Here is a 25,825-nt window from a genome sequence, read left to right as displayed (position 1 = left end):
CCCTACCTTCTGATTACCAGTTTAATATGACTTTGCCTGATTGGCCTGAGCCCATGGTATCAAATCCTTGCTGAAACTCATCGATATTAAATTGATGAGTAATAATTGGCGTCAAATTTAAACCACCTTGAATAAGGCTCGCCATTTTGTACCAAGTTTCGAACATCTCTCGTCCATAAATGCCTTTGATCACTAACCCTTTAAAAATAACTTTGTTCCAATCAATAGCTACATCACCGGAAGGAATGCCTAGCATGGCAACTTTGCCACCGTGATTCATTTTGTCGAGCATGTCGCGAAACGCTGCAGGCACGCCTGACATTTCAAGTCCAACGTCGAAGCCTTCAGTCATGCCTAAATCATTCATGACGTCTTTCAGGCTCTCGTTGGCCACGTTCACCGCGCGTGAAGCGCCCATTTTGCGAGCCAAATCTAGGCGGTATTCATTTACATCCGTAATGACGACGTGACGTGCTCCTACATGTTGCGCCACAGCAGCAGCCATAATGCCAATGGGGCCAGCCCCAGTAATGAGTACATCTTCACCGACCAAGTCAAACGACAATGCTGTGTGTACAGCATTGCCAAAGGGGTCGAAAATAGCAGCGAGATCATCAGAAATATTGTCTGGGATCTTAAATGCGTTGAAGGCAGGAATAGACAAATACTCCGCAAAAGCACCAGCTCTGTTAACGCCAACACCGGAGGTATTGCGGCACAGATGACGACGTCCAGCACGGCAGTTACGGCAATGCCCGCAGGTAATGTGCCCTTCACCAGAAACGCGATCGCCAATAGCAAAACCGCGCACTTCCTCACCTATTTCGACCACTTCGCCCACGTACTCGTGTCCCACTACCATAGGCACGGGTATGGTGTTTTGTGACCACTCGTCCCAGTTATAGATGTGCATATCAGTGCCACAAATAGCGGTTTTACGAATTTTGATCAGTATGTCGTTATGACCAACAACCGGCATTTCGCTGTCATGTAACCAAATGCCTTTTTCTGACTTGAGCTTAGCGAGTGACTTCATTTAATCACTCCTAACTCTTTACCCACTTCAATGAAAGCATCAACGGCGCGATCAATTTGTTCAATACTGTGAGCAGCTGACATTTGCGTGCGAATTCTCGCTTGGCCTTTTGGCACTACAGGGAAAGAAAATCCGACGACGTAAATACCTTTTTGAAGCATTTTATCTGCCATTTCACTGGCTAATTTAGCATCCCCAAGCATCACTGGAATAATCGCATGGTCTTTGCCTGACATGGTGAAACCGGCTTGCTCCATGCGACTTCGAAAGTGAGCGCTATTGCGTTTTAATTGCGCACGCAACGCATGCCCATCCGCCAACATATCGAATACTTTTAGGGAAGCAGAAACGATCGGCGGGGCAACTGAATTAGAGAAAAGATAAGGGCGAGAGCGTTGGCGTAGCCATTCAACTACTTCTTTTTTGCCTGACGTATAACCGCCGGACGCTCCGCCTAACGCTTTACCCAATGTGCCGGTGATAATATCGACTCGTCCCATCACCTCACAGTATTCGTGGCTGCCTCGACCGTTCTCACCGACAAAACCTGTCGCGTGACAATCGTCAACCATGACTAGCGCGCCGTATTGATCCGCTAGATCACAAATGCCAGCCAGATCAGCAATTACGCCATCCATTGAAAACACACCGTCAGTCGCGATCACTATGGTTTGCGCACCATCATTTTTCGCTTTTTCAAGTTGCACCGACAGGGCTTGCATGTCGTTGTTAGCGTACCGGTAACGCTTAGCCTTACACAGGCGCACGCCATCGATGATACTGGCATGATTAAGTGCATCAGAGATAATGGCATCCTCTGGCCCCAAAATGGTTTCAAAAAGGCCACCATTAGCATCAAAACATGAAGGATACAAAATGGTATCTTGCATGCCTAAAAAAGCGCTAATTTTCTCTTCCAACGCTTTATGTATATCTTGGGTACCACAGATAAAACGCACCGATGCCATACCAAACCCATGACTATCCAACCCTTCTTTAGCAGCATCAATTAGTTCGGCATTGTTCGCTAAGCCAAGGTAATTATTGGCACAAAAATTTAGCACTTGCTGGTTATCGCCAACCTGAATATCTGCACTTTGCTGCGACTGAATTACCCGTTCAGTTTTATAAAGGCCTTGTGCTTTAGTGTCACTAATTTGCTGTGCTAAGCGATCGTAGAAAGCTTGTTTCATGAGTTGTCCTCAAAGAATAGTAAGATGCACGAATGATAAAGGATAATCTAGCGTTGACGCGAATAATCGAGACAAATCCTACGACTTAGGATTACCAGGAACGTCATCGTTTTTTTACATTAATACCGCATAAACGCAGATAAGCGTTAAAATGACAAATCGAAGTTCTTCCAAACACCTTCCTTTATTTTTGAAGGGAGCTTTTGGTACAGATCATCCTCTAAAAGGGGTTTTGAAATATAATACCCTTGGGCAATATCGCAATGCATATCGCCTAATGTATGCAATTGCTCCGCTGTCTCTACTCCTTCAGCGACAACCTTCATACCTAGTTTTCTGACCATAGCGATGGTCGATTTCACGATCTGCTTGTCTGCGCTGTTTGCACTCATTCCGGATATAAAGCTGCGGTCGATTTTAATAACATCTACCGGTAGCTGAGATAAGTATGCGAGAGACGAATACCCTGTGCCAAAATCATCAATGGAAAAACTAAAACCTAATTCCTTGAGCTGATGCATGATCCGTAATGTATGACTTATGTCAGCAACCACGGTACGCTCAGTCAATTCCAATTCAATTTGCTCTGCCCCTTGCTCGCTTTTTGCTAATTGTTCGCGCATAAAATTAATTAAATTAGGGTCTAAAAACTGACTCGCAGATAAGTTTACCGCGACTCTTAGCCCACTGAGTCCCATACTTTCAAGATGCGCCAGAATAGCAAACGCGCGCTTTATGCCCCAGTAACCCAAGGTGATCATGCTTTCAGAATTCTCCATAATAGGAATAAATTCATCAGGCATGATGTAACCATTTTTCGGATGCAGCCACCGGATCAGTGCCTCGAACCCCACCAGCTTGCCGGAATCTATATCAATTTGTGCTTGTAGCGCGAATTTGAACTGTTCTTGCTGCAGTGCGTCTCGAATATCATGCTCAATTTCAATATGGCGCATTACCCTCGTGCTCATGCCTTCATTGAAAAGTGTAAAGCGGTCTCCGCCAGCATCTTTAGAAGCATACATAGCGATATCCGCTTGGCGCACTAAATCATCCACTGTAAGGTTCTGTTCGTCGCAAGAGGTGATCCCCAAACTCACAGAAGTATAAAAACGTTGAGCGCCAATCTCGATAGGCTCTCTAAACTTAGTCACCAGCTTTTCGGCTAGGGTCATGGCATTACTGACCTCATCAACCTCTTGCAAAACAATGACAAATTCGTCACCACCGAAACGGCTGATCACGTCTGATTCGCGTAGATTGCTGCGCAATCGCTGGGCGACGATAATTAAGAACTCATCACCAATGCCGTGACCATAGCTGTCATTAATTTTCCTAAAATTATCGAAGTCCAATAAAATAACGACCAAAGGCTCAGGGTTACGTGCTAAAGACGCAATCTTTTTGCGCAGCACAAAATTCAGCATGTTTCGATTTGGTAGCCCCGTAAGCCGATCGTACATGGCTATATTTTCAAGCTCTCGGGTGTTTTGCTCTATCTTGACATCCATAGACTCAAGCTGTTCACCCAATAAATTCGAAGAGCGTTGTACCTCGTCGATTTCATCTAAAAACAGTCTGCTGTGCGGAAATTGCATGGCATTAAATTCATCGTATTTTTTCTGCGCTAAAAGCGGTAAACGCTTTGCAACTATAAGTAAGCGTCTCCGCAAGCGCTCAGCCATTAAAAAGAACGTCAGAATGCACAGCGCCACTGTGATAGCTGAGATGATCATGACACCGAATTGATAACTACCATGCCTTGCCCACTCGTCGCTGATATCGTGCACTGCGAGCAGATATGCGGGGTCAGTCACCTTTTCATCAACAGGTAGTAAATTTATCAAATATGCCTGCTCATTGACTACCAATCGGTATCCTTTATCTAGCACCATATCAAACGTAATCCCCCCAGGAATTAACTTGAGTAATGCGCTGAGTTCTTGGCGCCGAATATTTGAGATGGGAGGCTGTATCTGTGCGTCACGAAGAGAAGATAGCTCGAGGGAATGTATATTTGCTATTAAGGCAAGCTCAGCGTGCGTTGAACGATTCAAGGCCGCCATCATTTCCAACAGTGAGGTGCTGGCTGTCAATACCAAAAGCTCACCATTAGCGGCCAAAATTGGCATACTTATAAGTTGAAAACATGACTGAGCACATAAAATATTGGAAGTAGAAGATTGATTTTGCAGTGTTTGCTGTGCACTCGCCGTTACGTATTCGGGCACATGTTGATGGTTGGCGAATATGATTTTATGCTCGCTGTCGAGCAACCAAAGATCCTTAACTTGCCAATTCAACTGCAAGTAATCAAATTCTTCGTTAATAAAATTGGCAGTCGCTTGCGGATTATCAGTTATGTCTTCATGCAGGTGAATAAACGACTCAAACCATAACTCGAGACGGTTACTCAACATATCGCGGATCAGATGCATTTGACTTAGATCTTCATCATGTAACGCCTGATGCTGACTTAGATAATCCTGATTGTTTTTATCAATCCAGATAAAGGTCAACAACACGCTAGCAATGAGTAAAAAACCAATCAATAGACACATGATTTTCCACGGCAAACTGACAAAAATTCGCATGCTTAAAACCAGTAAATAACTTGCAGCGCCCAAATGTCCCAATATTCAGAATCATTTGTCACCGTATCGGGAATAAAAACAGGCGCTAAGCGTGCACGACCTTTTACTTTGTGAAATTCAGCGCGTACTCGCCAGTTCGCATGGAAATCCCATGAAGCGCCAAATGTAATTTGATCTCGATAAGCGAAGTAATCTGGTACCGCTCCCCCTGAATTCTGCTGTAATAGCCGACCATGGCGATCGTCCTTATCCGCATCAAACATATCAATTCTTGCCAATAGAGTGACTTGAGGGGTAAGAAATAGCCGCCCTTGAACATATCCCCCTTCAGCGACAGTATCTTTGATGCCGCCGTTAGATAAAAGCCCTATAAAATCTGTTCGTTCCCGCATCGCTTCGGCGTTAATATCCCAAAATTCAGCACTATAGGTTAAATTTAGCATCAGCCGAAACAACTTCGCTTTACCATCAATGAATACATCATTGTTACCAGCGTCGTAGCTAAAATCTGTTCTTAGCATGCTGACCCCCATTGCTACGCCCGAGCTAAGCGGACTAAAAGAGAGGCTGAATTGCGTGTCAAAATCATGCTCTAACTCACCGGTGGCAAATTCGGACATTAAATTTTCAGTTTGCTCTTGGTTTACTGACGTATTGCCGTAACTCCAACGCATGTCCAACTCACCCAGTTCGTTGTGATGTTGAGCGATAAGTGAAATACCATCACTGCCTAGTGATGCGTCACGAAATGCATCAAAATACGAGGACTGAGGCAATACAATAGTTGGCATGGTATGGGGTACATCACGCGTGGCAGAATATAACCAGTGATAGTTCTTATATCGTCCTAAATGAGCATTAACATTCCAACTTGGCGTGCTGAGTAATTGATAATCCAAAAATAAGTAATCTAATCGCAGCCCTTCGTTAAAGCGATTGCCATCATTAATATAAATACCCTGCGCCGAGACCCGTAGTTTTTGATTGATCCGATACGACGTATTAAGACCCACCTCAGTTAGACTAAACGACACGTCACCGCTTTCATTTATATAGTTACTATCGCTGGATTGAATGACACCTTGGGCACCGAACCCGTGCCAAACGAATTCCCCTGCGTGACTTAAGTTCGCTAGGAAAAAGCTAAAAGTACAAAGAAGATACACTACGAGAAATTTGGTCATATTAGCCCTCCTTGCTAATTTGCAATACATGCAGGTTGGGCGGCAGCGATGTTGAAAGTACGTATCCGATTGCGCCGGGCTCTTGACTCACCATATCAATCATCTCTTGGCTATCTCTGACCAAAGTGGGTTTTTCTCCTAAACCTGAATAAGCCAACTTATTCCACGTTCGTTCAAGTTGATAAGGAAACATGCTGAGGACATCTTTACAAAAATTTTGGTGGGCTGGGTCTTGCTGATGAAGAACATAGACTTTAATCGCGCTTCCGTCTTCCCAAGTGGTTTGGCGCATCGAAAAAATCCAACGCACACTGCTCTCGCTCAAGGAATTCACCTTGACGTTATCATTTACGATAACACGCAATTGGGATTGCTCAGCGTAGGCGTAATTTACGCCAAATAGCATCACTAGAGCGAGCATAAGGCGAAAACCTATGCGGTGGATATTTAGCAAAAAACACTCCTAATTAAATACCATTTTTTGTGCGACGAAAAACAATTGGGAGCACAACTCCTTGTCTTCTTGATACTGTATGGCTTAAGTATTACTTGTTATCGCATTTTATTACAGGAAATTTTTTATCCGATTCAATGTATTGCGAGGGCTCTAATGGTCTCAAGCTTAGTCGAAAATCAACGAAATACTGTTAAAATACCTGCTGAATCTATTTGATGGCGATATGATGAAGTCCACTTTCACTCCTAAAGCAAAAGAAAATTACAGCCTGTGGGGATACACCTTGCTGCTGTATATTTTGTTACCCTTTGTGTTTCTACATTTTTGTTATCAATACCTGATGAAAAAACCTACCGCGCCTTGGGCTCGGATCCAACGCTTTGGTGTAAATATACGCACGGCAAAAGCAGGCGGGTTACTCTTTCATTGTGTGTCAGTAGGTGAGGTGGTTGCCGCTGCCAATGTCATTAAAAGAATTCGCCAATTTCAACCTGAGATATCTGTCACTATCACTACCACTACGGCAACTGGCGCAAAGCAAGCCACCGACTTATTTAACGACTCCATCACTCATTGCTATTTGCCTGTCGATATTCCATGGATGATGCGCCGTATACTTAAGCAAGCAGCGCCCACTCACGTCATCATCACAGAGGTGGAGCTTTGGCCGAATATGATCGACCAATGCTGGCGCCTGAATATTCCCGTCTCGGTGATTAATGCACGTATGACTGACAGCTCTATGCGCACATATACCAAAATATCGCCTCTTTTTAGCCCCATGCTGCATAAATTACATAAAGTTTGTGCCCAAGGTGAGCGCGACTACCACAACTACCAGCAACTCCATGCTCCTGAGCAAACATTGGTACTGACAAATAATATTAAGTTTGAACAGCCCGCTCGTCCTGAAGCCTACCAGCAGGCAAAGGAATTTTCTCAGACGTTCAATATTGCAAGTCGGCCGATTATTGTCGCGGGTAGCTCTCACGCACCAGAAGAAGACATACTGCTTAAGGCTCACAAAATAGTATTACAACAAATTTCTGACGCACTGCTTATTATTGTCCCTCGCCATCCCCAACGTTTTGACGACGTCTATCAAATATGCAAATCAAGTAGCTTACGCAGTCTGCGAACCACTGATGAAAAGCCTTGTGATACAGACACCCAAGTCTTGTTAGTCGATGAAATGGGTAAACTGCAAGCCCTATATGCTCTTGCAACAATTGCCTTTGTAGGGGGTAGTATTGCAGATAGAGGCGGGCATAACGCCCTTGAGCCTGCAGCCTTTGAAGTCCCCATATTGATGGGAGAGCACCGGTATAACAATCCAGCGATATGCCAAGTCCTTAGTGACACTGGCGCGTTATTTGAAGCCAATACCCCAGAACAAATAAGCCAAAAAGTCACGCAATGGTTAGAGGATGGGCCATTACGTAAGCGTGCTGGGAAAGCAGGAAAACAGGTTTTACAGGAAAACAGTGGCGCTGTTAGCGCCACATTGCACGCGTTAGGGTTTGCTCAGGGCAATCACTAATGAGTGCTATTGCAACCCTCTAAATAAATCGACCAAGGCTTTCGCTTCGCGCTCTACCGTATAATGAGCTAACACCCGTTCACGGCCAGCCAAGCCTTTTTGTTTTAATTCTTCTGGATCTGATAATAGTGAATCCATTTTTGCTGTTACCGCGGGTAAATCATTCACAGGCACTACGTGGCCATCTATGTCTTCGCGAATGATCTCTTCCCACGCGCCTGCTTGCGTTGCTAACACTGCAGCGCTGCAACTCATAGCTTCAAGTACGGTTAAACCAAAGCCTTCATTGTCGCTCAACGCAGATACCATAGACAAGGCACTGAAAATTGGAGGAATACGCTCAAACGGTAGCTCACCAGTAAAGATAATACGCTCGCTCAAACCTGCTTTATCGATTTTCGCTTTTAATTCATCAACAAACTCTTGATGACTAGATGAGATAGCGCCCACCACAACCGCTGTATAATCTGGATATTTAGGCAGCACGTCAATGCACGCATTGACGAACAGATGAACACCTTTTTGTTTGCGCACACGGCCTAAAATGCCGATACCGTATTTTCCACCATAGCCTAAATCCTTCCAGGCTTGCTCTTTGTTGGGGGCTGGGGCGAAGTTTTCAATTTGAATACCATGAGGAATAATCGCATCGGGTGGCTCGGCCAAATACTTTGCTGATGATTGACTGATGGCCACCACAGCGTCCATTTTGCGGGTTAACCATAAGGTAGAGCCTGAACGAAAGCGCTGAGCAGCTGAACTGAAGACCATTTTTATTTTGGCACCGAATACATATTTCAAAAGCACAGCTTGGATCATTTCATCTACACGGCGAGCATGAAAAACCCGGTACTTACCATTGCTCAGCGGTTTACGACACATCTTCACCACTTGCCAGAATGTCATAGCTTGGCTCTGATCAGGTAAAAAATGCTTACCCATTACACGCAAGTTAATCAACTTTTGCTGATAAGACATGACCTGCAACATGGTTGAAGTCACACCCGAAAAATTTGAATTCGAATTTCCCAGAATCAACTCAACTTCATCTTGTTTAATGGTTTTCGTCACATCATGTTCCATAGTTAATGGGTACTCACTTATTTAAAATTAATTGTTATGCATTTATTCAGAATCAATCGTTACACATTTAGCGCGAGCCATGGGCGTAGAGGCTCGCATTCATCAGCGATACGGGTATACACTAAGCCAAATTTTGCAACCACCTCGTGTTAAATGCCAAACATTCAGCAAACATCTAAAGATCGCAGCACCATTATATTTGATGCTGAAATATTCGCAGCCCCTGATTTGCATATATTTGATGGTCACTACTGGCAATTGAAACAGCAATTAACCGGCAGTGCTGCCGGTCGCGGCACAACGTACTTTTTTAGACATAAAAATAACGAATATGTTTTGCGCCATTATCGACGCGGTGGCTTAATCGGCAAGTTGATTGAAGACAGCTATCTTTTTAGAGGTCTGTCACGCACCAGAGCATGGCGCGAGTTTACTCTTCTAGCACAGATGCACAATCTTGGTTTGCCCGTCCCTGAGCCTGTCGCAGCACAAGTAACACGGCACAATGTGATGTACCGAGGCGACATCATTATCAAGCGCATACCCAATAGCCAAGATATGTTTAGCCATTTATGTGAGGCGCCGCAACCACAAGCCACTTGGCAAGCCATTGGCAGCTGCATTCGCCAATTTCATGATAACAATGTATATCATCACGACTTAAACATTCACAATGTTATGCTCGATGGTGCTGGTAAAATTTGGCTTATCGATTTTGATAAATGTGCCATACATGCTAGCAATAATTGGAAAAAAGCCAACTTAGACCGACTCTTGCGCTCATTGCATAAAGAGCAAGCCAAACAAAAAACCTTCCATTTTAGTGAGCAAAATTGGCAAACTTTACTGTCCGCCTATGGTGAGCCAGCCTAATGGAGGCAACCAGTGCCGAGATCACTGATTGATCTGGTGAATACTCATTACAAAGCACAATACAATTTAATCTTGAATTGTTACACTCGATTTTTTGTCAACTGCCGTTTTGGAATGAAATAATACAATGTCACGTTATTGGTTAATCGGCTGTTTGCTCGTCGCGTCACAAGCATGGGCAAAAGGGCTTTCCCCCTACCTTCCGCTACAAATTTCACCTGAAATAGAATCTCAGATAGAAAAAGTTATGGCACTGACGCCTGGCGCACCACTCACTAAGCCATACAAAGCGGTTGATGTTATGCGCCGCAACAAACTGATAACCACACGCTTTCCTGAACTATATCGCTCGGTTGACGCTTATTTGGCGCGATTTAAAGATACGTTAGCGTTAACCCATGTGAGCGCATCTATATCTGCTGGTGATGATGAAAACAGCCCTTTGCCGAATCAAAGAGGCATCAGACGCGACTCCAGCTACCAAGTCTCTGCTTCTGGCGTGGCTTTTATCTCACCTTATGCCTATGTAGCAGGCGGTGCCTTATATGCTGATGGCGAAGATGCCATGTTGTACAACACCCATGTCGCCTTTGGTTACGAGTATGCACAAATCGAGGCGGGTTACCGGGAACACTGGTTATCACCAATGCAAGATTCAGCGTTATTAAGTAGTACCAACGCCGAGCCAAGCCTGTCTGTTACTGTTAGTAACGCCACCCCCATCACAGATTGGGGTATCCGATATGAGCTGTTTTATTCGAAGCTTGAAGATACGTTAGGTGTTAGCCAACAAGGTGAATTGTTCAGTGGTGAACCCAATTTATTGGGCTTTCACTTGAGTATATCCCCTGTTGAAGCATGGACCATAGGCTATAGCCGCACCCTGAAATATGCTGGAGCGAATAACAACTTGAGTGTCGGTGATGCTTTCCAAGATTTATTTAGCCCTTCAGGTGAAGACAAAACACCTGAGCTTTATCCTCAAGCATTAGCAAGCGATCAGAAAACGGCAATTTCCAGTAAGATTAATTTACCCTTCGCCTTTCCTGTATCCCTTTATGGCGAGATTGCCTTTGACCACGCTCCTGAAGCCGACGGCCAAGAAGCAGATGACAAAGCCCTTGCTTTTGGGGTCTATTTCCCTATGGTAACTAACAACCTGTCTTTGCGATATGAATTCACTCGCTTAGACGAGCTTTTCTACCAATCCGGTTTTTACACCGCAGGTTACACCAATGAAGGCTTATCACTTGGTCATTGGGCGGGCGATATTTTTGCTCCCCAAGAACTGGTTCAAAAGACAACGCATTCCATTAATATGAATTGGAAATTTGCGTCTGATCAGGTTGTTGATATTACATTCAGAAGTGCAGATAGCGACATGAACTCAAACACGGAACAAGCATTCAAGGAATTAACTGTGCGTTATAGTTACGCGACACAATACGGTTTCTGGGGTATTGATTTTGATGTAGGTGAAGATCGTTTTGGCGAACAATTTAAACGAGTAAGTGCATTTTACCGCTGGTAAGCATTTAACAAGGCGGCATACGCGGCCACATTGATAAGGTATAACTACATGCACACAAAAGCTGTCTATCCGGGCACATTTGATCCCATCACAAATGGCCATGCAGATTTAATTGAGCGCGCAGCCAACATGTTTGCACATGTCATTGTCGGCATTGCCGCAAACCCTAGCAAAAAACCTTTGTTTAGCTTACAGGAGCGTGTTGACCTGATTAAAGAAGTGACAGAGCACCTTCCCAACGTTGAGGTCATCGGCTTTGAAGGTTTGCTCGCAGATTTTGCTGATAGCCAAGGGGCTACGGTATTGATCCGCGGTTTACGTGCAGTATCAGACTTCGAGTATGAATTTCAGTTAGCTAACATGAACCGTCGATTAAACCCTAATTTGGAAAGTATTTTCTTAACCCCTGCCGAAGAGAACTCTTTTATATCATCAACGTTGGTCAAAGAGGTCGCGCTGCACCGTGGCAAAGTCGATCAATTCTGCCACCCAGCGGTTCAAGCGGCACTAAAAGAAAAACTTCAGCAATAACCTATACTCGCTTTTGTTGCATCAAACAAAGCGAGTACAACAAAGTAATATACCATTGCGCGCTTACCCTCTAAGCGCGTCACTAACAATGCAGTTGAGAGACCATGGCAAAACATTTCCTTTTTTACATCTCCGAAAACTATGCATTTCAAATACTGCGCCCCTTGCAGGACGAAATTCAACGAAGAGGCGATACCGTCGCTTGGTTTGTAGAAGGTAACAACGTCAACAGAGCTTATTTTCAGACCCAAGAAACGCAATTACCTGATGTTCAGGCCGTAATTGATTTTCACCCTATCGCCGTATTTGTTCCTGGTAATATGATCCCGTCATTTATCCCTGGCTTGAAAGTCTGTGTTCGTCATGGCTTTATTGGTTTTAAAACTCGTAAAAAAGACGGCTTGAACTATTCGTTTATTATTCGAGATTGTTTTGATTTGTATTGTACGCATGGGCCGTCAATGACCGACACGTTCAAGTTACTCGAGCAAAAGCATCAGTTCTTCAAAGTAGTCGAAACAGGGTTTTGTAAAATGGACCCGTTTTTTGATCATTCAATGGTTACTGATAAAGGCGCTGCAACTAGCACAACAGCTCAAAAGGACGAGCGCCCCGTGGTGTTATTTTCATCCACGTTTTCCCCTCGAATGTCTCAAGCAGAAGCACTTCTGCCAACCATTAAGCGCTTATCTCAAGATACTAAATGGCGTTGGTTAGTGACCTTCCATCCTAAAATGGCGCAAAGTACGGTGGATGCCTATAAAGCTGCTCAACATGAGAATTTAACCTTTATCGAAACCGATAATGCCATGCCATTAATGCTCGAGGCCGACTTAATGCTTGGGGATAATTCATCTATGTTGGTTGAGTTTTTAATGCTGAACAAACCTGTGGTGACCATGAAAAACGAGCATCCTAAGCCGCACTTTATTAATGTGACCGATGCTGAAAAAATTGAACAAAGCATAGAATACGCGTTAACTAGGCCGCCTGAGTTGATGGATAAACTGGACGACTATGCAGCCCAAACTCACCCTTACACGGATGGTCAGTCAAGTGCTCGCATATTAGATGCCACACAAGACATGCTTGATAACCCGCCTAAGTTGAAAAATAAGCCGTTCAATCTAATACGAAGCATCAAAATGCGTAAGAAGCTAAGTTACTGGAAGTGGTAAAGGCGCGTGACGCCCGCAAGCACTAGAGACGGGCGAGCATGCTTTAAGCCTTTTGGTGCTCTTGGTTTTTATTCAAAATCGTGTGGCTATTTTTGGCACTGCTCACAAAAGAAGGTATTGCGCTGCCCTAGGGTCACCGACTGAATTTCGCTGTCGCAGACTTCGCACGCTTGACCTTTACGTCCATACACGCGCAAGTGCTGTGCAAAATAACCTGGGTTACCATCCGCTTGGGTAAAGTCTTTTAAGGTTGTACCGCCCTGCTCTATCGCTTTTGCGAGTACCTGCTTAATGATGTCACCTAACTCTAAGTAACTTTTTTTACTGACTTTTTTAGCTGCTTTGCGTGGGTCGATACCAGCAATAAATAAAGACTCGTTGGCGTAGATATTCCCCACACCCACCACGACTTTGTTGTCCATGATAAAGTTTTTTACTGGCACGCTCTTGGTGCGAGAAAGATCATATAAGCGTTGCCCATCAAAGTCAGATGTCAATGGCTCAGGCCCAAGAGCAGCTATCATACCGATTTCGGGGTCATTGACGCTTTGCCAAAGGCAAGCACCAAAGCGGCGAGCGTCGTTAAAACGTAAGCACACGCCGTTGGTCAATACGATATCGACATGATCATGTTTAATAACCGGTGTTTCACTGTTCACAATCCGTAATTTACCCGACATACCCAAATGCAAAATAATGCTACCTACATCGGTATCAATAAATAGGTACTTGGCACGGCGACGCACGTGATTCACCTTGTGCCCCTCAGCTAAATGCACGTCATCAGGCACCAACCAACGTAATTGTTTATGGCGCACAATGATCTGCTCAATATGCTGACCAATTAAGTGCGGGCTAATGCCTAAACGGCTCACTTCAACTTCGGGTAATTCAGGCATGGGGTGTGTCCGTTAAAAGGTATTGGTTAAAAAAACACTTGTTAAAAGCTTTCCTCAAAAAAAAGCTCAGACCATGTTTTGTTGGTTACTTTATAAAGTTGAGCGCCTTGTGCTGGGTATTGCACCAGCATGTCAGCACCGACTTGAAAAAACAGATAGTGACGGGGGGCGCTTTCTCCCGCTAACCAAACATTGACCTGAGTCGCGCCCGCTAGCGTCGCCTCACCTATAGGCTCAAGCAAGGCTTCTTGCCATGCAAAGACGTTGTCTGTGAGTTCCTGATTGTCTATTTCATTGTCGCTAGTTTCGGTGTTCTTGTTCGCTGTACGCTCGCCCCCATCATCGTTGTCTGCAAGGTCGTCATTATTGCCGTCTTTGAGAGCCCGCAAAAAGCGCCATCCTCTGCCTACTCGCTCGAGGGTATAGGCATGGGTGACAATGCTCGTGAGCATTGCGTCAGTGGGGACAAGCTTATCAATAGGTTCATCTTTAACGCCACTGCCGGAAAACAGATTTCCAGTGAGGTTAAACATCAAAATCAGCAGCAACATCGAAATAATCAATACATTATTCCATGCGCGGGACGTCAATCGGATCATCGTGAGATAGAGTAAAGTAACGAATGCATTGACTGATTATGTCATGTAATGCACAACAGAAAACAGTCTATTTGGTAGGTTTACGAGAGAAAGTAAAACGCAAAAAACCCGACATACGCCGGGTCTTTCGGGAGACAAAACAAGTATTAATTACTTAATTTTGGCTTCTTTAAACAAAACGTGCTGACGTACTTTAGGATCAAACTTTTTGATCTCCATTTTGCCAGGCATGTTACGTTTGTTTTTATCTGTGGTGTAGTAAAAACCGGTACCAGCAGAAGACACTAACTTGATTTTATCACGCATAATCTGTGTTCCTTAAATTTTTACGCCATTGGCACGGATATCAGTTAATACTGAATCAATACCTTTCTTATCAATAATACGCATACCTTTAGCAGATAAACGCAATTTAACGAAACGGTTTTCGCTTTCAACCCAAAAACGGTGGGTTTGTAGATTTGGCAAAAAACGACGACGAGTCGAGTTTTTAGCGTGTGAACGGTTGTTACCTACCGCTGGACGCTTGCCTGTCACTATACATACTTTGGACATCGTATTTGTCTCCAAACAATTCTAAAAATATTTAGCTCTGACAAGCATGCAAATACGCGTGCCAGCTTTAGCTATCAACAAGAGGGCGCATTTTATACAGCAAACAGCTATTTAATTCAACGATTAACTGATAAAAACCCTAGTCTTTTATAATGCCATAAGCGGTACGGGTTAATTTATTTGATTTTGTGGTCGCTCGAATAGCTTTATTTCTAGCAATCATGTTAGGTGTAACATAGCTATGATCATGCTCTAAATGCAGGCAGGCTGCAGAATAGCGAATTTGAATGCCTCTCACGCCACGATTAAACAAGCGCTCGCCTAACTCCCTGTCTTGCCCACCGTACTGCATTCTCTCATCAAAACCGTTTACCGCAAAAATATCATCGCGCCAGCCAGAAGCATTGTGCCCATTCCAGGTTGGTTTAGCCGGTGTGACCGAATTTAGCACCCTGCGCTTCCATTGCAAGGTGGTTAATTTCCCCAATTTGCGGTTACGTTTAACGCCATTTTCCACCAGCCAACTTCGCTCAAACGCCTGGCCTGAGGCAATATGTTGCTGATTAATTAAATCACTAGTGGGCATGGGAAGTTTAAAATAACCTCCCGAAAGAAATTTACCTGGTCGGGCATGGGCCTTGTGCACAGCAACAAAATCTCGCCTAGGAATACAATCGCCATCGGTAAACAGCACATAATCACACGTGCTAGCAACCAGCGCTTTATTCATTATGCGCGACTTTTGAAAGCCTTCGTCTTTTTGCCAAACATGTTTAATGTCCATGTCTGAGGTGTGGGCGAAGCGCTCGATACAGGCTTTCGTATCCGACGTTGAACCATCATCTGCGATGATCAGCTCAAAATTTTTATCCGTTTGATAATGAAAGCCCCACAATACCTTTTCAAGCCAAACGGGAGAATTGTAGGTGGTAAAAATAACAGATATTTTCATAATGAGACCGATTTAGACATTAGGAGTAATGCCGTTATCTAATCTCGTTTATTTGACAATGACATGACCAACACGTGACACTTTTGTGGTAGTTAGCGAGCCTCAAGGCCGAGTCGTCAAGCTACGGTTAAATCAAACCTCGCTCAGCGAATGAAACTGCAACACCGTCCCCAACCACAAGGTGATCAAGCACTTTAATGTCTAATAAGCTCATAGCGCTGATAATCCTCGCGGTGATGTGCTCATCGGCTTGGCTTGGCTCAGCTATGCCTGAAGGATGATTGTGAGTCAATATCACTGCAGCAGCGTTATCTTCTAGCGCCTGCTTCACTAACACACGAGGGTAAACCGATGCGCTATCGATGGTGCCGAAGAACATTTTGCGAAATTTGATCAATTGGTGCTGACTGTCTAGCAGCAGCATGCCAAACACCTCATTGGGCTCGTCACGCAATTGGGCGATCAAAAAGTGCTTGGTTTGTTGAGCACTGTTAAACACGGTTTCACGTTGCAATTGCTCGGCAAAAAAACGCTGACTTAACTCGATGGATGCTTGCAATTGCACAAATTTCGCTTCACCTAGCCCTTTGGCTAAACAGAAATCTTGCTGACTCGCACTGATTAAACCACGCAACGAGCCAAAGGTATTAAGAAGGTTGCGCGCCAAGTCAACGGCACTTGAGCCCTTAATGCCCGTTCGCAGAAATATTGCCAATAGCTCCGCATCAGACAAGGCATCGGGCCCTCGGGTGAGCAGCTTTTCTCTTGGTCTTTCATGGGCAGGCCATTGGGTTATTTTCATGCGTCCCTGTCTTATTAAACGTTTCTTTTTTGCGCCTACTACCGGTACGAAATAGAAATTAAGTGGAAATTAAGCCTAGCAAAAGCGGTCTATTCCAGCCAATAATGGCCGTATAAAATGAGTAAGATAGCAAAATGATCCCTATGCAATTAGCCCAACAGAAGATCCTACTTGGTATAACAGGCGGTATAGCAGCCTATAAAGCCCCAGATTTAGTCAGAAAGCTCACTGCGCTTGGCGCACAGGTGCGCTGCGTGTTGAGTGCATCGGCCGCAGAGTTTGTAAGCCCGCTGGCTTTACAGGCGGTCTCAGGTAACCCTGTAGGTGATGACCTATTGGATCGCAACGCGGAAGCCGCTATGGGCCACATAGAGCTGGCGAAATGGGCTGATAAAGTGCTCATTGCGCCAACCACAGCAAACTTTATGGCCAAATTAGCTCACGGTTTGGCGGATGATTTATTATCGACTTTGTGCTTGGCCACCAGCGCGCCCATTTACATCGCACCTGCAATGAATCAGCAGATGTGGCATGCCAAAGCGACACAGGCAAACCTAGGCGTATTACAACAAAGAGGTGTCACTATTCTAGGTCCTGCTCCAGGTGAGCAAGCTTGCGGCGATGTTGGCTTGGGCCGAATGTTAGAGCCGGTCGATATCGCCAGCATGTTAGCCCAAAGTCCAATAGAGCCCTTGCTCGCCAACAGGCATATTGTGATTACAGCAGGGCCAACACGGGAAGAAATTGATCCCGTGCGCTTCATTAGCAATCACAGCTCAGGTAAAATGGGCTACGCGTTAGCGAAAGCGGCTGTTGCTTTAGGTGCTAGAGTCACCTTGGTATCAGGGCCGGTAAATTTACCGCGCCCAGCAGGTGTTGATGTAATTGATGTGGTCAGCGCAGAGCAAATGCACAAAGCCGTTATGACAGCCGTGATTAACCCCAAGGTTAGTGGCACGCAGTCAGATAGTATGCAGCTAAATTGCGACATATTCATCGGTTGCGCCGCCGTAGCAGATTACAAACCACAGCAAAAAATTGAGCAGAAAATTAAGAAGTCCGATACGGAGTTAACACTTACTTTTACTAGAAACCCTGATATCCTTAGTGATGTTGCCCATTTAGCTCAACCTCCTTTCACGGTTGGCTTCGCCGCTGAAACACAAGACGTGGCTCATTACGCACAAGACAAACTGAAACGCAAAAAGCTCGATATGATTGCCGCAAACGACGTATCCCAAGCCGGTTTAGGCTTCAATAGCGAGCAAAACGCACTCAATGTTTATTGGAATAATGGTGGAAAAAACCTTGGCGTTGCCGATAAGAGTCAGTTGGCAATTTCGCTAATGACCTTAGTTGCTCAGCGTCACGCATTAAAAACAATATAAACCACACTAGGGATAAAGCTCGTTAGGTAATAACGCACACAGAGGTCACTTTAGGATAGAAAATGGCTATAGCAAAAAAGATAAATCGCCGTGCGCAAATATTACAAGCACTTGCCAGTATGCTGCAAACCAACCCAGGCCAGCGGATCACTACCGCTAAATTAGCTGCTCATGTTGGCGTGTCAGAAGCCGCGCTGTACCGTCACTTTCCCAGCAAGGCCCGCATGTTTGAGGGCTTAATAGAGTTTATTGAAGAAACACTTTTTTCGCGTATTAATAAAATTATTAATGAAGAAAAAGACTCCACGACTCGCTGCCAACTCATTCTGCGCCTCATACTTGGCTTTGCGGAGAAAAACCCGGGGATTACGCGCATCTTAAACGGTGACGCTTTAATGGGCGAGCAAGACCGATTGCGTGAACGAATAGCCCAATTATTTGAACGTTTAGAAACCCAGTTAAAACAAGTTCTCAGAGAAAGAAAATTACGTGAAGGTAAATCACTGCCCGCTGAAGAGGCCATAATTGCGAATTTCCTTATTTGTTATGTAGACGGGCGCATTAATCTATTTATTCGCAGTAAATTTACCCGTCGCCCAACAGAAGGCTTCAACGACCAATGGCAACTAATTAGCACCCAGTTCTTTTTGAACTAGCTACGTTAAAATTTGCACATAAAAAAGCCCGTTGAGTAACAACTCAACGGGCTTTTTACTATTACATATACTTTCAATGATTTACGCCAACTCCAGTTAGTACCTAACCCGCTTTATTCGCAGACTGCTGTACATCCGCTACCCAAGCTTTGACTTTCTGTTCAAGAATATTTAGTGGCACAGGGCCGTCTTTTAGCACTTGGGCATGAAAGCCACGGATATCAAATTGCTCACCCAGTTCTGCTTGCGACCAAGCACGCAATTCCATGATCTTCAACTTACCAATCATATATGCCGTCGCTTGGCCCGGCATAGCAATGTAACGCTCAATCGCTTTAACCGAGTCATTTTTTGGGTTTGGTGTATTTTCGATGAGATAGTTAATTGCTTGCTCACGGCTCCACTTTTTACTGTGAATACCGGTATCAACCACTAATCGACAAGCACGCCATAGCTCCATCGCCAAGCGACCAAAGTCAGAGTATGGATCTTGATAAAATCCCATATCTTTGGCTAGCTCCTCAGTATACAGGCCCCACCCTTCGGTATAGGCAGTAAATGAACTGTACTTTTGAAACTCAGGAATACCCTCAAGCTCTTGAGCGATCGCTCGCTGCATATGATGACCAGGTATACCTTCATGGTAGGCCAAGGCTTCCATTTGATAGGTAGGCATGTCATTCATGTCATATAGGTTTGCGTAGTAAATACCTGGGCGAGAGCCATCTTTCGCAGGGCTTTGGTAAAACGCTTTGCCCGCTGACTTTTCACGAAACGGCTCAACACGTTTAACGACCATCTCAGCCTGTGGAATTAAGCTAAAGTACTCAGGTAGTTTGTCACGCATGGTGTCGATAAGCGCTTTCGCTTCAAGTAAATAAGCATCACGACCTTCGTCCGTATTGGCGTAGTAGAATTGTTTATCGCTGCGCATAAATTCGAAAAATTCATTCAAACTGCCGTCAAACTTTACTTTTTTCATGATGCTGCGCATATCTTGATGAATACGCTCAACATTTTGTAAGCCAATGTTGTGCACTTCATCGGCGGTTAAATCAGTGGTAGTAAACCATGCAAGGCGGTTTTCGTACCACTTGTCGCCGTTAGGCAAGCGCCATACACCATCACCCTCAGGGGTTAACTCTCGCTGCACTTCCAACTCGCTAATGAGTGCTTTATACGCAGGCTTAACGGACGTCAGAAGGGCGTTTTTAGCATCATTAAGCAAGGTCTTACGTTCGCTGTCGGTTATCTCTAACTTGCTGGCTTTGTCTTGAAAGTCCTGCCAGATACTTGATGCGCTGTCGCTACTATCAAATGGGGCTCCGGTAATCACATTTTTTGATGCTTGTAGCATCTGATCGTATGACCATTTTGGTGGAAATACGCCCATTTTTTGTCGAATACGTAGCTGGTCAATGACTTGCGAAAACAGGGTTTTTACCCTTTGCAAACGACTAATGTAAGCTAGAGCGTCTTCCGTATTGGTCACTCTGTGTACATTAATCAAGAAGCTGGGGACCATAGTGTGGTAAGCACTAAACTGATCCATGATGTAGGTGTGATGACGAAACTCATCATTAGCTAATTGGCGCTCTAAGGACACTTTATTTAGCGCTAAGCTGATTTTCTCTGCGGAGCTTAACTGACTTTCATCGAAACTGTTTAACGTGTTTAGCTGCTTCTTGGCAAGTTCGCTGCTTTGTTCAATGAATGTTTCACTGATGTTGTTCCACTTGTCGTAATCCCACTTGTAACCTAAATAGCTCTGAAACTGCGGTGAGCGATGCAGTCGCTGTTTAAAGTTATTAGCAAAAAAGTCGGCTAATCGTTGTGATTCCGTTTGCGCGGTGTCGACTGTATGTGTGGTGGATTCATTATTCTGACGGGCTTGTACGTTCAATGCAGCAAAATTCAAAGATGCAGCGGCAAGCGAAAGGGCGATGATAGATAGTCTCATGTTAGCTCCCTGATTTTTTTATTATAAATTGAATGAGTAAGGTTGTTTCCTTACCTTTTGTAGGCATATTTATGACGACATAAAATGAGTGCAAGTTAGGTAATCTTGCACTCATTGGTTTTTGGTGAATAAGGCAATTGCGCCTTATACGCTGCTATTTAGAAAACGTATCACCGAAGAAGTCACCTTCATTCCAACTAGATCGCTTAGCTTGGTTAGCCAAGGTGAGGCCGATATGATAATTCACTTCAGCGAATTTAGTTGCCGCCTTCCAGTTAAAGGGTTGATTAAAGTCATCCCCTGGCTTGTGGTAATTAGTTGCTAAAAATTCACCGAATTTCTTACTGCCATCAACTGCTGGGTCGGCTGATTGCAGTCCAGGTACTAAAAACACTGAAGGTACACCTTGCTTAACAAAGCTGTAGTGATCAGAACGGGTAAACAATGCCTGCTCAGGCCACGGATCTGGGCTTAGGGTTAAACCAATTTTTTGTGCTGCCAGACTCACTGACTCCTTCAAATCACTATGATCCGCACCAAAGGCAATGACGTCGTTAAACTCGTAAGTTAAAATGGGCATGTCTAAATTAACGTTCGCCACCATGGCGTCCTTTGCCACGGTTGGGTTTTGTGCGAAGTAATCCGAGCCAAGTAAGCCCTTTTCTTCTGCTGTGACCGCAACAAATAAAATTGAACGCTTAGGGCGCTCAGGCAGTTGGCTAAACAAGCGGGCTGTTTCAAGTAACACAGAAGTACCTGTTGCGTTGTCCATGGCGCCATTGTTGATCTTGTCTTTCTTAACTGTTTTGGCGATCCCGATGTGATCTGAGTGGGCTGAATACACAATATATTCATTCTTCAGTGTTGGATCTGAGCCTTCCAATATAGCCGCAACATTAGGACTACTAATAGTCTTGTGTGCGCTACGCTTACTGAAATCAATACTTACCGGCAAAGAGAAGCCTTTAGGTGACTCGTCTTCCTCGAGTAACTGATAAATCTGCTCTAAATTCATATCTGCATTGGCAAACAATAATTCAGCTGCTTCTTTACTTAAATAAGCACTGTTTTTAAGTGAAGGATAAACATTGGCTGGCTGGCCGCTTTTGTCTAACCAGCGTACAGTCGGCGTGTGAATATAATTAAGAAGGTTTTGATAAGGTCGCACCTTCTCAGCAGTAGGTGTGGTAATAGTCACGTAACCAATGGCGCCGTGCTCTGCAGCGTGGCGTTTCTTCTCATTGGTTGAACCAAAATGCGCACCTTCTTCACTGGGGAAAGAAGCCGGTTTACCAGAAAGTACCACCACAACTTTGCCTTTTACGTCTAAGTCAGCGTAATCATCATGTTCAAGCTCTGGGGCAACTATACCGTACCCAGCAAAGACCAATTGTCCTTTGACACTGGCCAATTCACTGACTGGGCTTGCGCTAGTGATGTATTGTTTAGGATAAGCTAAATCTAGCTTACCTTTAGCGGTTTCAAGCACGAGTGAGGGTGAAGATTGATCAAGTGATGCTTGGCGAAAAGGGGCGCGTTGTAAAAAACTGCCGTCATCGCCAGCAGGTTTAAGGCCATAGCCTTCTAATTCTGAGGCAATGTACAAAGAAGCAATTTCATGACCACGAGAGCCAGTATCACGGCCTTCTAATAAGTCATCAGATAAAAAACGTAAGTGAGATTTAATTCGTTCTGCATCAGCATGGACACTTTGTTTGACGGGGGCATCTTGGATTGCATTTTGATTTGCTGATTGGCAACCAGCAAGCATAAGCCCAGCTGAAAGCATGCCTAAATACATGATTTGGCGCATTATTGTTCCTTTCTATCGGTGCGTTTATATTATTTTATCAACAGATTGACGAGCAAAGCAGGTGTTCGCAAGACTTGTGGCTAAAATAGCTGAGACTCTGTTGTTCGCTAAATTGTACGGCAAAGCCAATGGCAAACAAAATCAAGTACGGCCAATGATGGGTTTTATCAGCTCACTTGTGCTTTTCTTGGTTACATTGGCTTTCAGTGTAATTTCTAGTACTTGGCGAAAAGCCAAGGACTGGGTAGACTGCAGCACATTTTAAATTATCTACACTTTACGCAGTAATAACCAAAACTATGTCGAAAAATACTTCACTCTTTAGAATTCAATTTATCGCCAATGGCGTACGCTACGAACTATACGTGCGCGAATTATGTCAGGGCAGCTTATTTGGTTTTATCGAAATTGGTGATTTTGTGTGGGACAGCCACACCAGCGTTGTCGTTGACCCAAGCCATGAAAAACTCAAAGATGAGTTTGCCGATGTCACCACCACGTATATCCCGATGCATAATGTTTTACGTATCGATGAGGTAAAAAAACAAGGTACGGCTAAAATCAGCGAGCTATCTGATAAGGTAACGGCTTTCCCAAGCCCAATTTATACTCCGAAAAAATAACCTTCTATTCGCGACCTATACGCGACTAATAACCCAAATGACAACGAGGGATCACTATGTACAAGCGCAGTTTGTTGCTAGCGGCAGTAATGTTGAGTTTTTGCTTTCAAGCCTTCGGAGCAAGCGAACCTTCACAGTCACGTAAATTAAGCGCTTTGCTAGAGCAAATTTGGCAGTACCAGTTGTCGGTTGACCCAATAAAAGCCACCCGTTATCAGAACAATCGCTATAACGACAAACTAAAAGATCTCTCCCCCGAGGCTTTACAGGCTCAAGAACAGCGAAACCAGCAGTTTTTAGCTCGCTTAAAGGCTGTGAACGATAGCGGCTTAAACCACCAGCAAAAAATCAATAAATTGATGCAGATGCGTGAGCTGCAAAACGACATCGATTTATATCGCTTCAACGCCCATTACATGCCTATTACGTCCGAGTCAGGTTTTTACAGCTCGTTGGCATTTTTACCGGCCTCAGCTCCGTTTAAAACCGAGCAAGATTATCAAAACTATCTAGCTCGCTTAAACCAATTTCCTCGCTATTTCGCCCAACAAATTGCTTGGATGAAAAAAGGTATTGAAACTGGCCGCGTGCAGCCAAAATCTGTGCTTGTTGGGTTTGACGACACTATTAAAAAATTCATTACCGAAGACCTGCATGACAGCCAATTTTTCGCCCCGTTTAAACGCCTTGCCGAATCAAGTTTTAGTTCAGCAGTTCAGGCTAGCTTATTCACGCAAGGTGAAACCGCCATTAACCAAAGTGTATTACCTGCCTATCAAAGCTTTTATAGCTTTTTAGTGGATGAATACATCCCCAATGCAAAACAAGATATTGCCGCCAAAACATGGCAAAACGGAGCTGAGTTTTATCAAAACCGTAGCGATTACTACACCAGTACCAGCCTAGATGTAGCCGATATTCATCAAACCGGTTTGCAAGAGGTGAAGCGCATTCGCAGTGAAATGCAGAGCGTATTAGACACCCTTAATTTTAACGGTGACATTAATCAGTTTATTCAGTACTTGCGCACCTCCCCCGAATTTTATGCCGACAGTGCAGATGAGCTTTTAATGCGCGCGTCATATATAGCTAAACGTATTGATGCCGCGCTTCCCCAGTTATTTTACACTTTGCCACGCGTGCCTTACGGTGTGGCGCCTGTGCCTGATAATATCGCCCCTAAATACACCACTGGGCGTTATATTGCCCCCACAAGGGACGATCAACCTGGTTACTACTGGGTAAACACCTATGCACTTGATAAGCGCCCCTTGTATGCCCTGCCCGCGCTTACTTTGCATGAAGCCGTACCTGGACATCATTTGCAAATATCGCTGGCAAGTGAAATGCAAGACTTGCCCCCTGTACGGCGCTATACCTATATTTCAGCTTTTGGTGAGGGCTGGGGCTTGTATTCTGAATATTTGGGTAAAGAAGCGGGAATTTACACCACTCCTTATGAAGAGTTCGGTCGTTTAAGCTACGAAATGTGGCGCGCGTGTCGTTTAGTGGTCGATACAGGTATGCATATGCAAGGTTGGTCTCGCCAACAAGCCATTGACTACATGCTGGAAAACACTGCTTTGTCAGGGCATAACGTCACCACAGAAGTGGACCGATACATATCATGGCCAGCCCAAGCCTTGTCATACAAAATTGGTGAATTAACCATTAAACGCCTACGTAAAAAAGCCGAAGACGCATTAGGCGATAAATTCGACTTACGCGCCTTTCACGATGCAGTACTCGCCTACGGATCAGTGCCCTTATCGATTTTAGAGCAGAATATTAATACGTTTATTGAGGAAAATCGCTAGCGTAGCCTTTGTTGCGCTATTGTACCTGGCCAAACAAAGACCAAAAGAGCGTCATTTGTGCGTTAGCAACATCTAAGGCGAAACTCTAAGCTTTCGCAGCAGCTAATAACGCTGAAAACTCATGCTCATTCACTGGCATGATAGACAATCGATGGCCTTTTTTCACTAAGCCGACTTCGCTTATCTCGGGCATACTTTTGATTTTTTTAAGCGGCAAAATAGCGGGGAATTTCTCGACAAACTTAACATCTACCATGACCCAGCGAGGGTTGTCAGGGCTTGATTTAGGGTCATAGTAGTGGCTTTCAGGATCGAATTGGGTGTGATCAGGGTAAGCTTCTTTTACCACTTCAGCTAGTCCTGCGATGCCAACGTCTTTGCAGCTAGAGTGATAAATAAAGACCTTATCGCCTTGCTTCACTTGATCACGTAAAAAGTTGCGCGCTTGATAATTACGGATACCATCCCAGTGCTCGGTTTGATTCGGTCTTGCGGCTAAATCATCGATACTAAAGGCATCGGGCTCTGTCTTGAATAACCAATATTGCATCTGGGTTCACT

General features: G+C 44.4%; 24 protein-coding genes. 9 read left to right on the top strand and 15 right to left on the bottom strand.

Going from position 1 to position 25,825, the window contains the following annotated elements; all coding sequences use genetic code 11:
• Positions 1–13: 13 nt before the first annotated feature.
• From tdh to GMES_RS14435, 5 genes are all read right to left on the bottom strand, one after another.
• Positions 14–1,036 carry an L-threonine 3-dehydrogenase, zinc-binding type gene (gene tdh, locus GMES_RS14455; RefSeq protein WP_006993469.1) on the bottom strand — a complete coding sequence of 341 codons (1,023 nt, stop codon included), beginning with the start codon at positions 1,034–1,036 and terminating at the stop codon, positions 14–16.
• Positions 1,033–2,229, bottom strand: coding sequence for a glycine C-acetyltransferase (locus GMES_RS14450; protein ID WP_006993468.1), 1,197 nt, complete (start codon positions 2,227–2,229; stop codon positions 1,033–1,035). The genes tdh and GMES_RS14450 overlap by 4 nt, the downstream gene beginning before the upstream one ends.
• Positions 2,230–2,375: 146 nt before the next feature.
• Positions 2,376–4,790, bottom strand: a complete 2,415-nt coding sequence (locus GMES_RS14445) for a putative bifunctional diguanylate cyclase/phosphodiesterase (protein ID WP_006993467.1) — start codon at positions 4,788–4,790, stop codon at positions 2,376–2,378.
• Positions 4,791–4,825: 35 nt separating this feature from the next.
• Entirely contained in the window at positions 4,826–6,007 is a 1,182-nt protein-coding gene (locus tag GMES_RS14440) for a hypothetical protein (RefSeq protein WP_006993466.1), read from the bottom strand.
• Position 6,008: 1 nt separating this feature from the next.
• Positions 6,009–6,461, bottom strand: a complete 453-nt coding sequence (locus GMES_RS14435; RefSeq protein WP_226990310.1) for a hypothetical protein — start codon at positions 6,459–6,461, stop codon at positions 6,009–6,011.
• 229 nt (positions 6,462–6,690) lie between these two features.
• On the opposite strand from GMES_RS14435, the gene GMES_RS14430 reads away from it, so the two are divergent.
• A complete protein-coding gene (locus GMES_RS14430) occupies positions 6,691–8,004 on the top strand; it encodes a 3-deoxy-D-manno-octulosonic acid transferase (protein ID WP_006993464.1) in 1,314 nt (437 codons plus the stop codon).
• Between the two features lie 6 nt (positions 8,005–8,010).
• Here the strand turns inward: GMES_RS14430 and GMES_RS14425 are convergent, their stop codons facing one another.
• Positions 8,011–9,087 (bottom strand): glycosyltransferase family 4 protein, encoded by a 1,077-nt coding sequence (locus GMES_RS14425; protein WP_006993463.1) that lies wholly within the window; start codon positions 9,085–9,087, stop codon positions 8,011–8,013.
• Between the two features lie 153 nt (positions 9,088–9,240).
• Between GMES_RS14425 and GMES_RS14420 the strand changes: the two genes are divergently transcribed.
• From GMES_RS14420 to GMES_RS14405, 4 genes are all read left to right on the top strand, one after another.
• Positions 9,241–9,960 (top strand): 3-deoxy-D-manno-octulosonic acid kinase, encoded by a 720-nt coding sequence (locus GMES_RS14420; protein WP_006993462.1) that lies wholly within the window; start codon positions 9,241–9,243, stop codon positions 9,958–9,960.
• A gap of 127 nt (positions 9,961–10,087) precedes the next feature.
• Positions 10,088–11,491 (top strand): capsule assembly Wzi family protein, encoded by a 1,404-nt coding sequence (locus GMES_RS14415; RefSeq protein WP_006993461.1) that lies wholly within the window; start codon positions 10,088–10,090, stop codon positions 11,489–11,491.
• A 48-nt stretch (positions 11,492–11,539) separates the two neighbouring features.
• The gene (coaD, locus tag GMES_RS14410) at positions 11,540–12,022 is read left to right on the top strand and encodes a pantetheine-phosphate adenylyltransferase (protein ID WP_006993460.1); all 483 of its coding nucleotides are present in this window, start codon (positions 11,540–11,542) and stop codon (positions 12,020–12,022) included.
• 104 nt (positions 12,023–12,126) lie between these two features.
• Positions 12,127–13,200 carry a CDP-glycerol--poly(glycerophosphate) glycerophosphotransferase gene (locus tag GMES_RS14405; protein WP_006993459.1) on the top strand — a complete coding sequence of 358 codons (1,074 nt, stop codon included), beginning with the start codon at positions 12,127–12,129 and terminating at the stop codon, positions 13,198–13,200.
• An 86-nt stretch (positions 13,201–13,286) separates the two neighbouring features.
• Here the strand turns inward: GMES_RS14405 and mutM are convergent, their stop codons facing one another.
• The 6 genes from mutM to radC form a co-directional block, all read right to left on the bottom strand.
• Complete coding sequence (mutM, locus tag GMES_RS14400) at positions 13,287–14,099, bottom strand: bifunctional DNA-formamidopyrimidine glycosylase/DNA-(apurinic or apyrimidinic site) lyase (RefSeq protein WP_006993458.1); 813 nt, start codon at positions 14,097–14,099, stop codon at positions 13,287–13,289.
• A 41-nt stretch (positions 14,100–14,140) separates the two neighbouring features.
• Positions 14,141–14,698, bottom strand: coding sequence for a hypothetical protein (locus tag GMES_RS14395; RefSeq protein WP_039987510.1), 558 nt, complete (start codon positions 14,696–14,698; stop codon positions 14,141–14,143).
• 150 nt (positions 14,699–14,848) lie between these two features.
• On the bottom strand, positions 14,849–15,004 hold the full coding sequence (rpmG, locus tag GMES_RS14390; RefSeq protein WP_006993456.1) for a 50S ribosomal protein L33: 156 nt from the start codon (positions 15,002–15,004) through the stop codon (positions 14,849–14,851).
• Positions 15,005–15,016: 12 nt separating this feature from the next.
• Entirely contained in the window at positions 15,017–15,253 is a 237-nt protein-coding gene (gene rpmB / locus GMES_RS14385) for a 50S ribosomal protein L28 (protein WP_006993455.1), read from the bottom strand.
• A 139-nt stretch (positions 15,254–15,392) separates the two neighbouring features.
• Positions 15,393–16,205: a glycosyltransferase family 2 protein gene (locus tag GMES_RS14380; RefSeq protein WP_006993454.1), complete on the bottom strand. Its 813-nt coding sequence runs from the start codon at positions 16,203–16,205 to the stop codon at positions 15,393–15,395.
• A 127-nt stretch (positions 16,206–16,332) separates the two neighbouring features.
• Positions 16,333–17,007: a RadC family protein gene (gene radC / locus GMES_RS14375; protein ID WP_006993453.1), complete on the bottom strand. Its 675-nt coding sequence runs from the start codon at positions 17,005–17,007 to the stop codon at positions 16,333–16,335.
• A 143-nt stretch (positions 17,008–17,150) separates the two neighbouring features.
• Here radC and coaBC point away from each other — a divergent pair, with 143 nt between their 5' ends.
• A complete protein-coding gene (gene coaBC / locus GMES_RS14370; RefSeq protein WP_039987544.1) occupies positions 17,151–18,395 on the top strand; it encodes a bifunctional phosphopantothenoylcysteine decarboxylase/phosphopantothenate--cysteine ligase CoaBC in 1,245 nt (414 codons plus the stop codon).
• A gap of 62 nt (positions 18,396–18,457) precedes the next feature.
• Positions 18,458–19,051, top strand: coding sequence for a nucleoid occlusion factor SlmA (gene slmA / locus GMES_RS14365; RefSeq protein WP_006993451.1), 594 nt, complete (start codon positions 18,458–18,460; stop codon positions 19,049–19,051).
• A 103-nt stretch (positions 19,052–19,154) separates the two neighbouring features.
• On the opposite strand, the gene GMES_RS14360 is transcribed toward slmA, so the two are convergent.
• Together GMES_RS14360 and GMES_RS14355 are read right to left on the bottom strand one after the other, a co-directional pair.
• Positions 19,155–21,011, bottom strand: coding sequence for a DUF885 domain-containing protein (locus GMES_RS14360; protein WP_006993450.1), 1,857 nt, complete (start codon positions 21,009–21,011; stop codon positions 19,155–19,157).
• Positions 21,012–21,165: 154 nt separating this feature from the next.
• A complete protein-coding gene (locus tag GMES_RS14355; protein ID WP_006993449.1) occupies positions 21,166–22,824 on the bottom strand; it encodes a M28 family metallopeptidase in 1,659 nt (552 codons plus the stop codon).
• 299 nt (positions 22,825–23,123) lie between these two features.
• Here GMES_RS14355 and GMES_RS14345 point away from each other — a divergent pair, with 299 nt between their 5' ends.
• Both GMES_RS14345 and GMES_RS14340 read left to right on the top strand, forming a co-directional pair.
• The gene (locus GMES_RS14345) at positions 23,124–23,447 is read left to right on the top strand and encodes a DUF1820 family protein (RefSeq protein WP_006993447.1); all 324 of its coding nucleotides are present in this window, start codon (positions 23,124–23,126) and stop codon (positions 23,445–23,447) included.
• Between the two features lie 56 nt (positions 23,448–23,503).
• The gene (locus GMES_RS14340; protein ID WP_006993446.1) at positions 23,504–25,264 is read left to right on the top strand and encodes a DUF885 domain-containing protein; all 1,761 of its coding nucleotides are present in this window, start codon (positions 23,504–23,506) and stop codon (positions 25,262–25,264) included.
• Between the two features lie 85 nt (positions 25,265–25,349).
• Here GMES_RS14340 and GMES_RS14335 read toward each other — a convergent pair whose 3' ends face one another.
• The gene (locus GMES_RS14335; RefSeq protein ID WP_006993445.1) at positions 25,350–25,814 is read right to left on the bottom strand and encodes an EVE domain-containing protein; all 465 of its coding nucleotides are present in this window, start codon (positions 25,812–25,814) and stop codon (positions 25,350–25,352) included.
• Between the last annotated feature and the right edge of the window lie 11 nt (positions 25,815–25,825).

The organism is Paraglaciecola mesophila KMM 241 (assembly GCF_000315015.1).
Classification (GTDB): Bacteria; Pseudomonadota; Gammaproteobacteria; order Enterobacterales; family Alteromonadaceae; genus Paraglaciecola; species Paraglaciecola mesophila.
This window is presented reverse-complemented; position numbering and strand designations above follow the sequence as displayed.

Coding starts and splice junctions, on each gene's coding strand:
- tdh (WP_006993469.1), bottom strand. CDS start 1,036: ATGAAGTCACTCGCTAAGCTCAAGTCAGAAAAAGGCATTTGGTTACAT.
- GMES_RS14450 (WP_006993468.1), bottom strand. CDS start 2,229: ATGAAACAAGCTTTCTACGATCGCTTAGCACAGCAAATTAGTGACACT.
- GMES_RS14445 (WP_006993467.1), bottom strand. CDS start 4,790: ATGTGTCTATTGATTGGTTTTTTACTCATTGCTAGCGTGTTGTTGACC.
- GMES_RS14440 (WP_006993466.1), bottom strand. CDS start 6,007: ATGACCAAATTTCTCGTAGTGTATCTTCTTTGTACTTTTAGCTTTTTC.
- GMES_RS14430 (WP_006993464.1), top strand. CDS start 6,691: ATGAAGTCCACTTTCACTCCTAAAGCAAAAGAAAATTACAGCCTGTGG.
- GMES_RS14425 (WP_006993463.1), bottom strand. CDS start 9,087: ATGGAACATGATGTGACGAAAACCATTAAACAAGATGAAGTTGAGTTG.
- GMES_RS14420 (WP_006993462.1), top strand. CDS start 9,241: ATGCCAAACATTCAGCAAACATCTAAAGATCGCAGCACCATTATATTT.
- GMES_RS14415 (WP_006993461.1), top strand. CDS start 10,088: ATGTCACGTTATTGGTTAATCGGCTGTTTGCTCGTCGCGTCACAAGCA.
- coaD (WP_006993460.1), top strand. CDS start 11,540: ATGCACACAAAAGCTGTCTATCCGGGCACATTTGATCCCATCACAAAT.
- GMES_RS14405 (WP_006993459.1), top strand. CDS start 12,127: ATGGCAAAACATTTCCTTTTTTACATCTCCGAAAACTATGCATTTCAA.
- mutM (WP_006993458.1), bottom strand. CDS start 14,099: ATGCCTGAATTACCCGAAGTTGAAGTGAGCCGTTTAGGCATTAGCCCG.
- GMES_RS14395 (WP_039987510.1), bottom strand. CDS start 14,698: ATGATCCGATTGACGTCCCGCGCATGGAATAATGTATTGATTATTTCG.
- rpmG (WP_006993456.1), bottom strand. CDS start 15,004: ATGCGTGATAAAATCAAGTTAGTGTCTTCTGCTGGTACCGGTTTTTAC.
- rpmB (WP_006993455.1), bottom strand. CDS start 15,253: ATGTCCAAAGTATGTATAGTGACAGGCAAGCGTCCAGCGGTAGGTAAC.
- GMES_RS14380 (WP_006993454.1), bottom strand. CDS start 16,205: ATGAAAATATCTGTTATTTTTACCACCTACAATTCTCCCGTTTGGCTT.
- radC (WP_006993453.1), bottom strand. CDS start 17,007: ATGAAAATAACCCAATGGCCTGCCCATGAAAGACCAAGAGAAAAGCTG.
- coaBC (WP_039987544.1), top strand. CDS start 17,151: ATGCAATTAGCCCAACAGAAGATCCTACTTGGTATAACAGGCGGTATA.
- slmA (WP_006993451.1), top strand. CDS start 18,458: ATGGCTATAGCAAAAAAGATAAATCGCCGTGCGCAAATATTACAAGCA.
- GMES_RS14360 (WP_006993450.1), bottom strand. CDS start 21,011: ATGAGACTATCTATCATCGCCCTTTCGCTTGCCGCTGCATCTTTGAAT.
- GMES_RS14355 (WP_006993449.1), bottom strand. CDS start 22,824: ATGCGCCAAATCATGTATTTAGGCATGCTTTCAGCTGGGCTTATGCTT.
- GMES_RS14345 (WP_006993447.1), top strand. CDS start 23,124: ATGTCGAAAAATACTTCACTCTTTAGAATTCAATTTATCGCCAATGGC.
- GMES_RS14340 (WP_006993446.1), top strand. CDS start 23,504: ATGTACAAGCGCAGTTTGTTGCTAGCGGCAGTAATGTTGAGTTTTTGC.
- GMES_RS14335 (WP_006993445.1), bottom strand. CDS start 25,814: ATGCAATATTGGTTATTCAAGACAGAGCCCGATGCCTTTAGTATCGAT.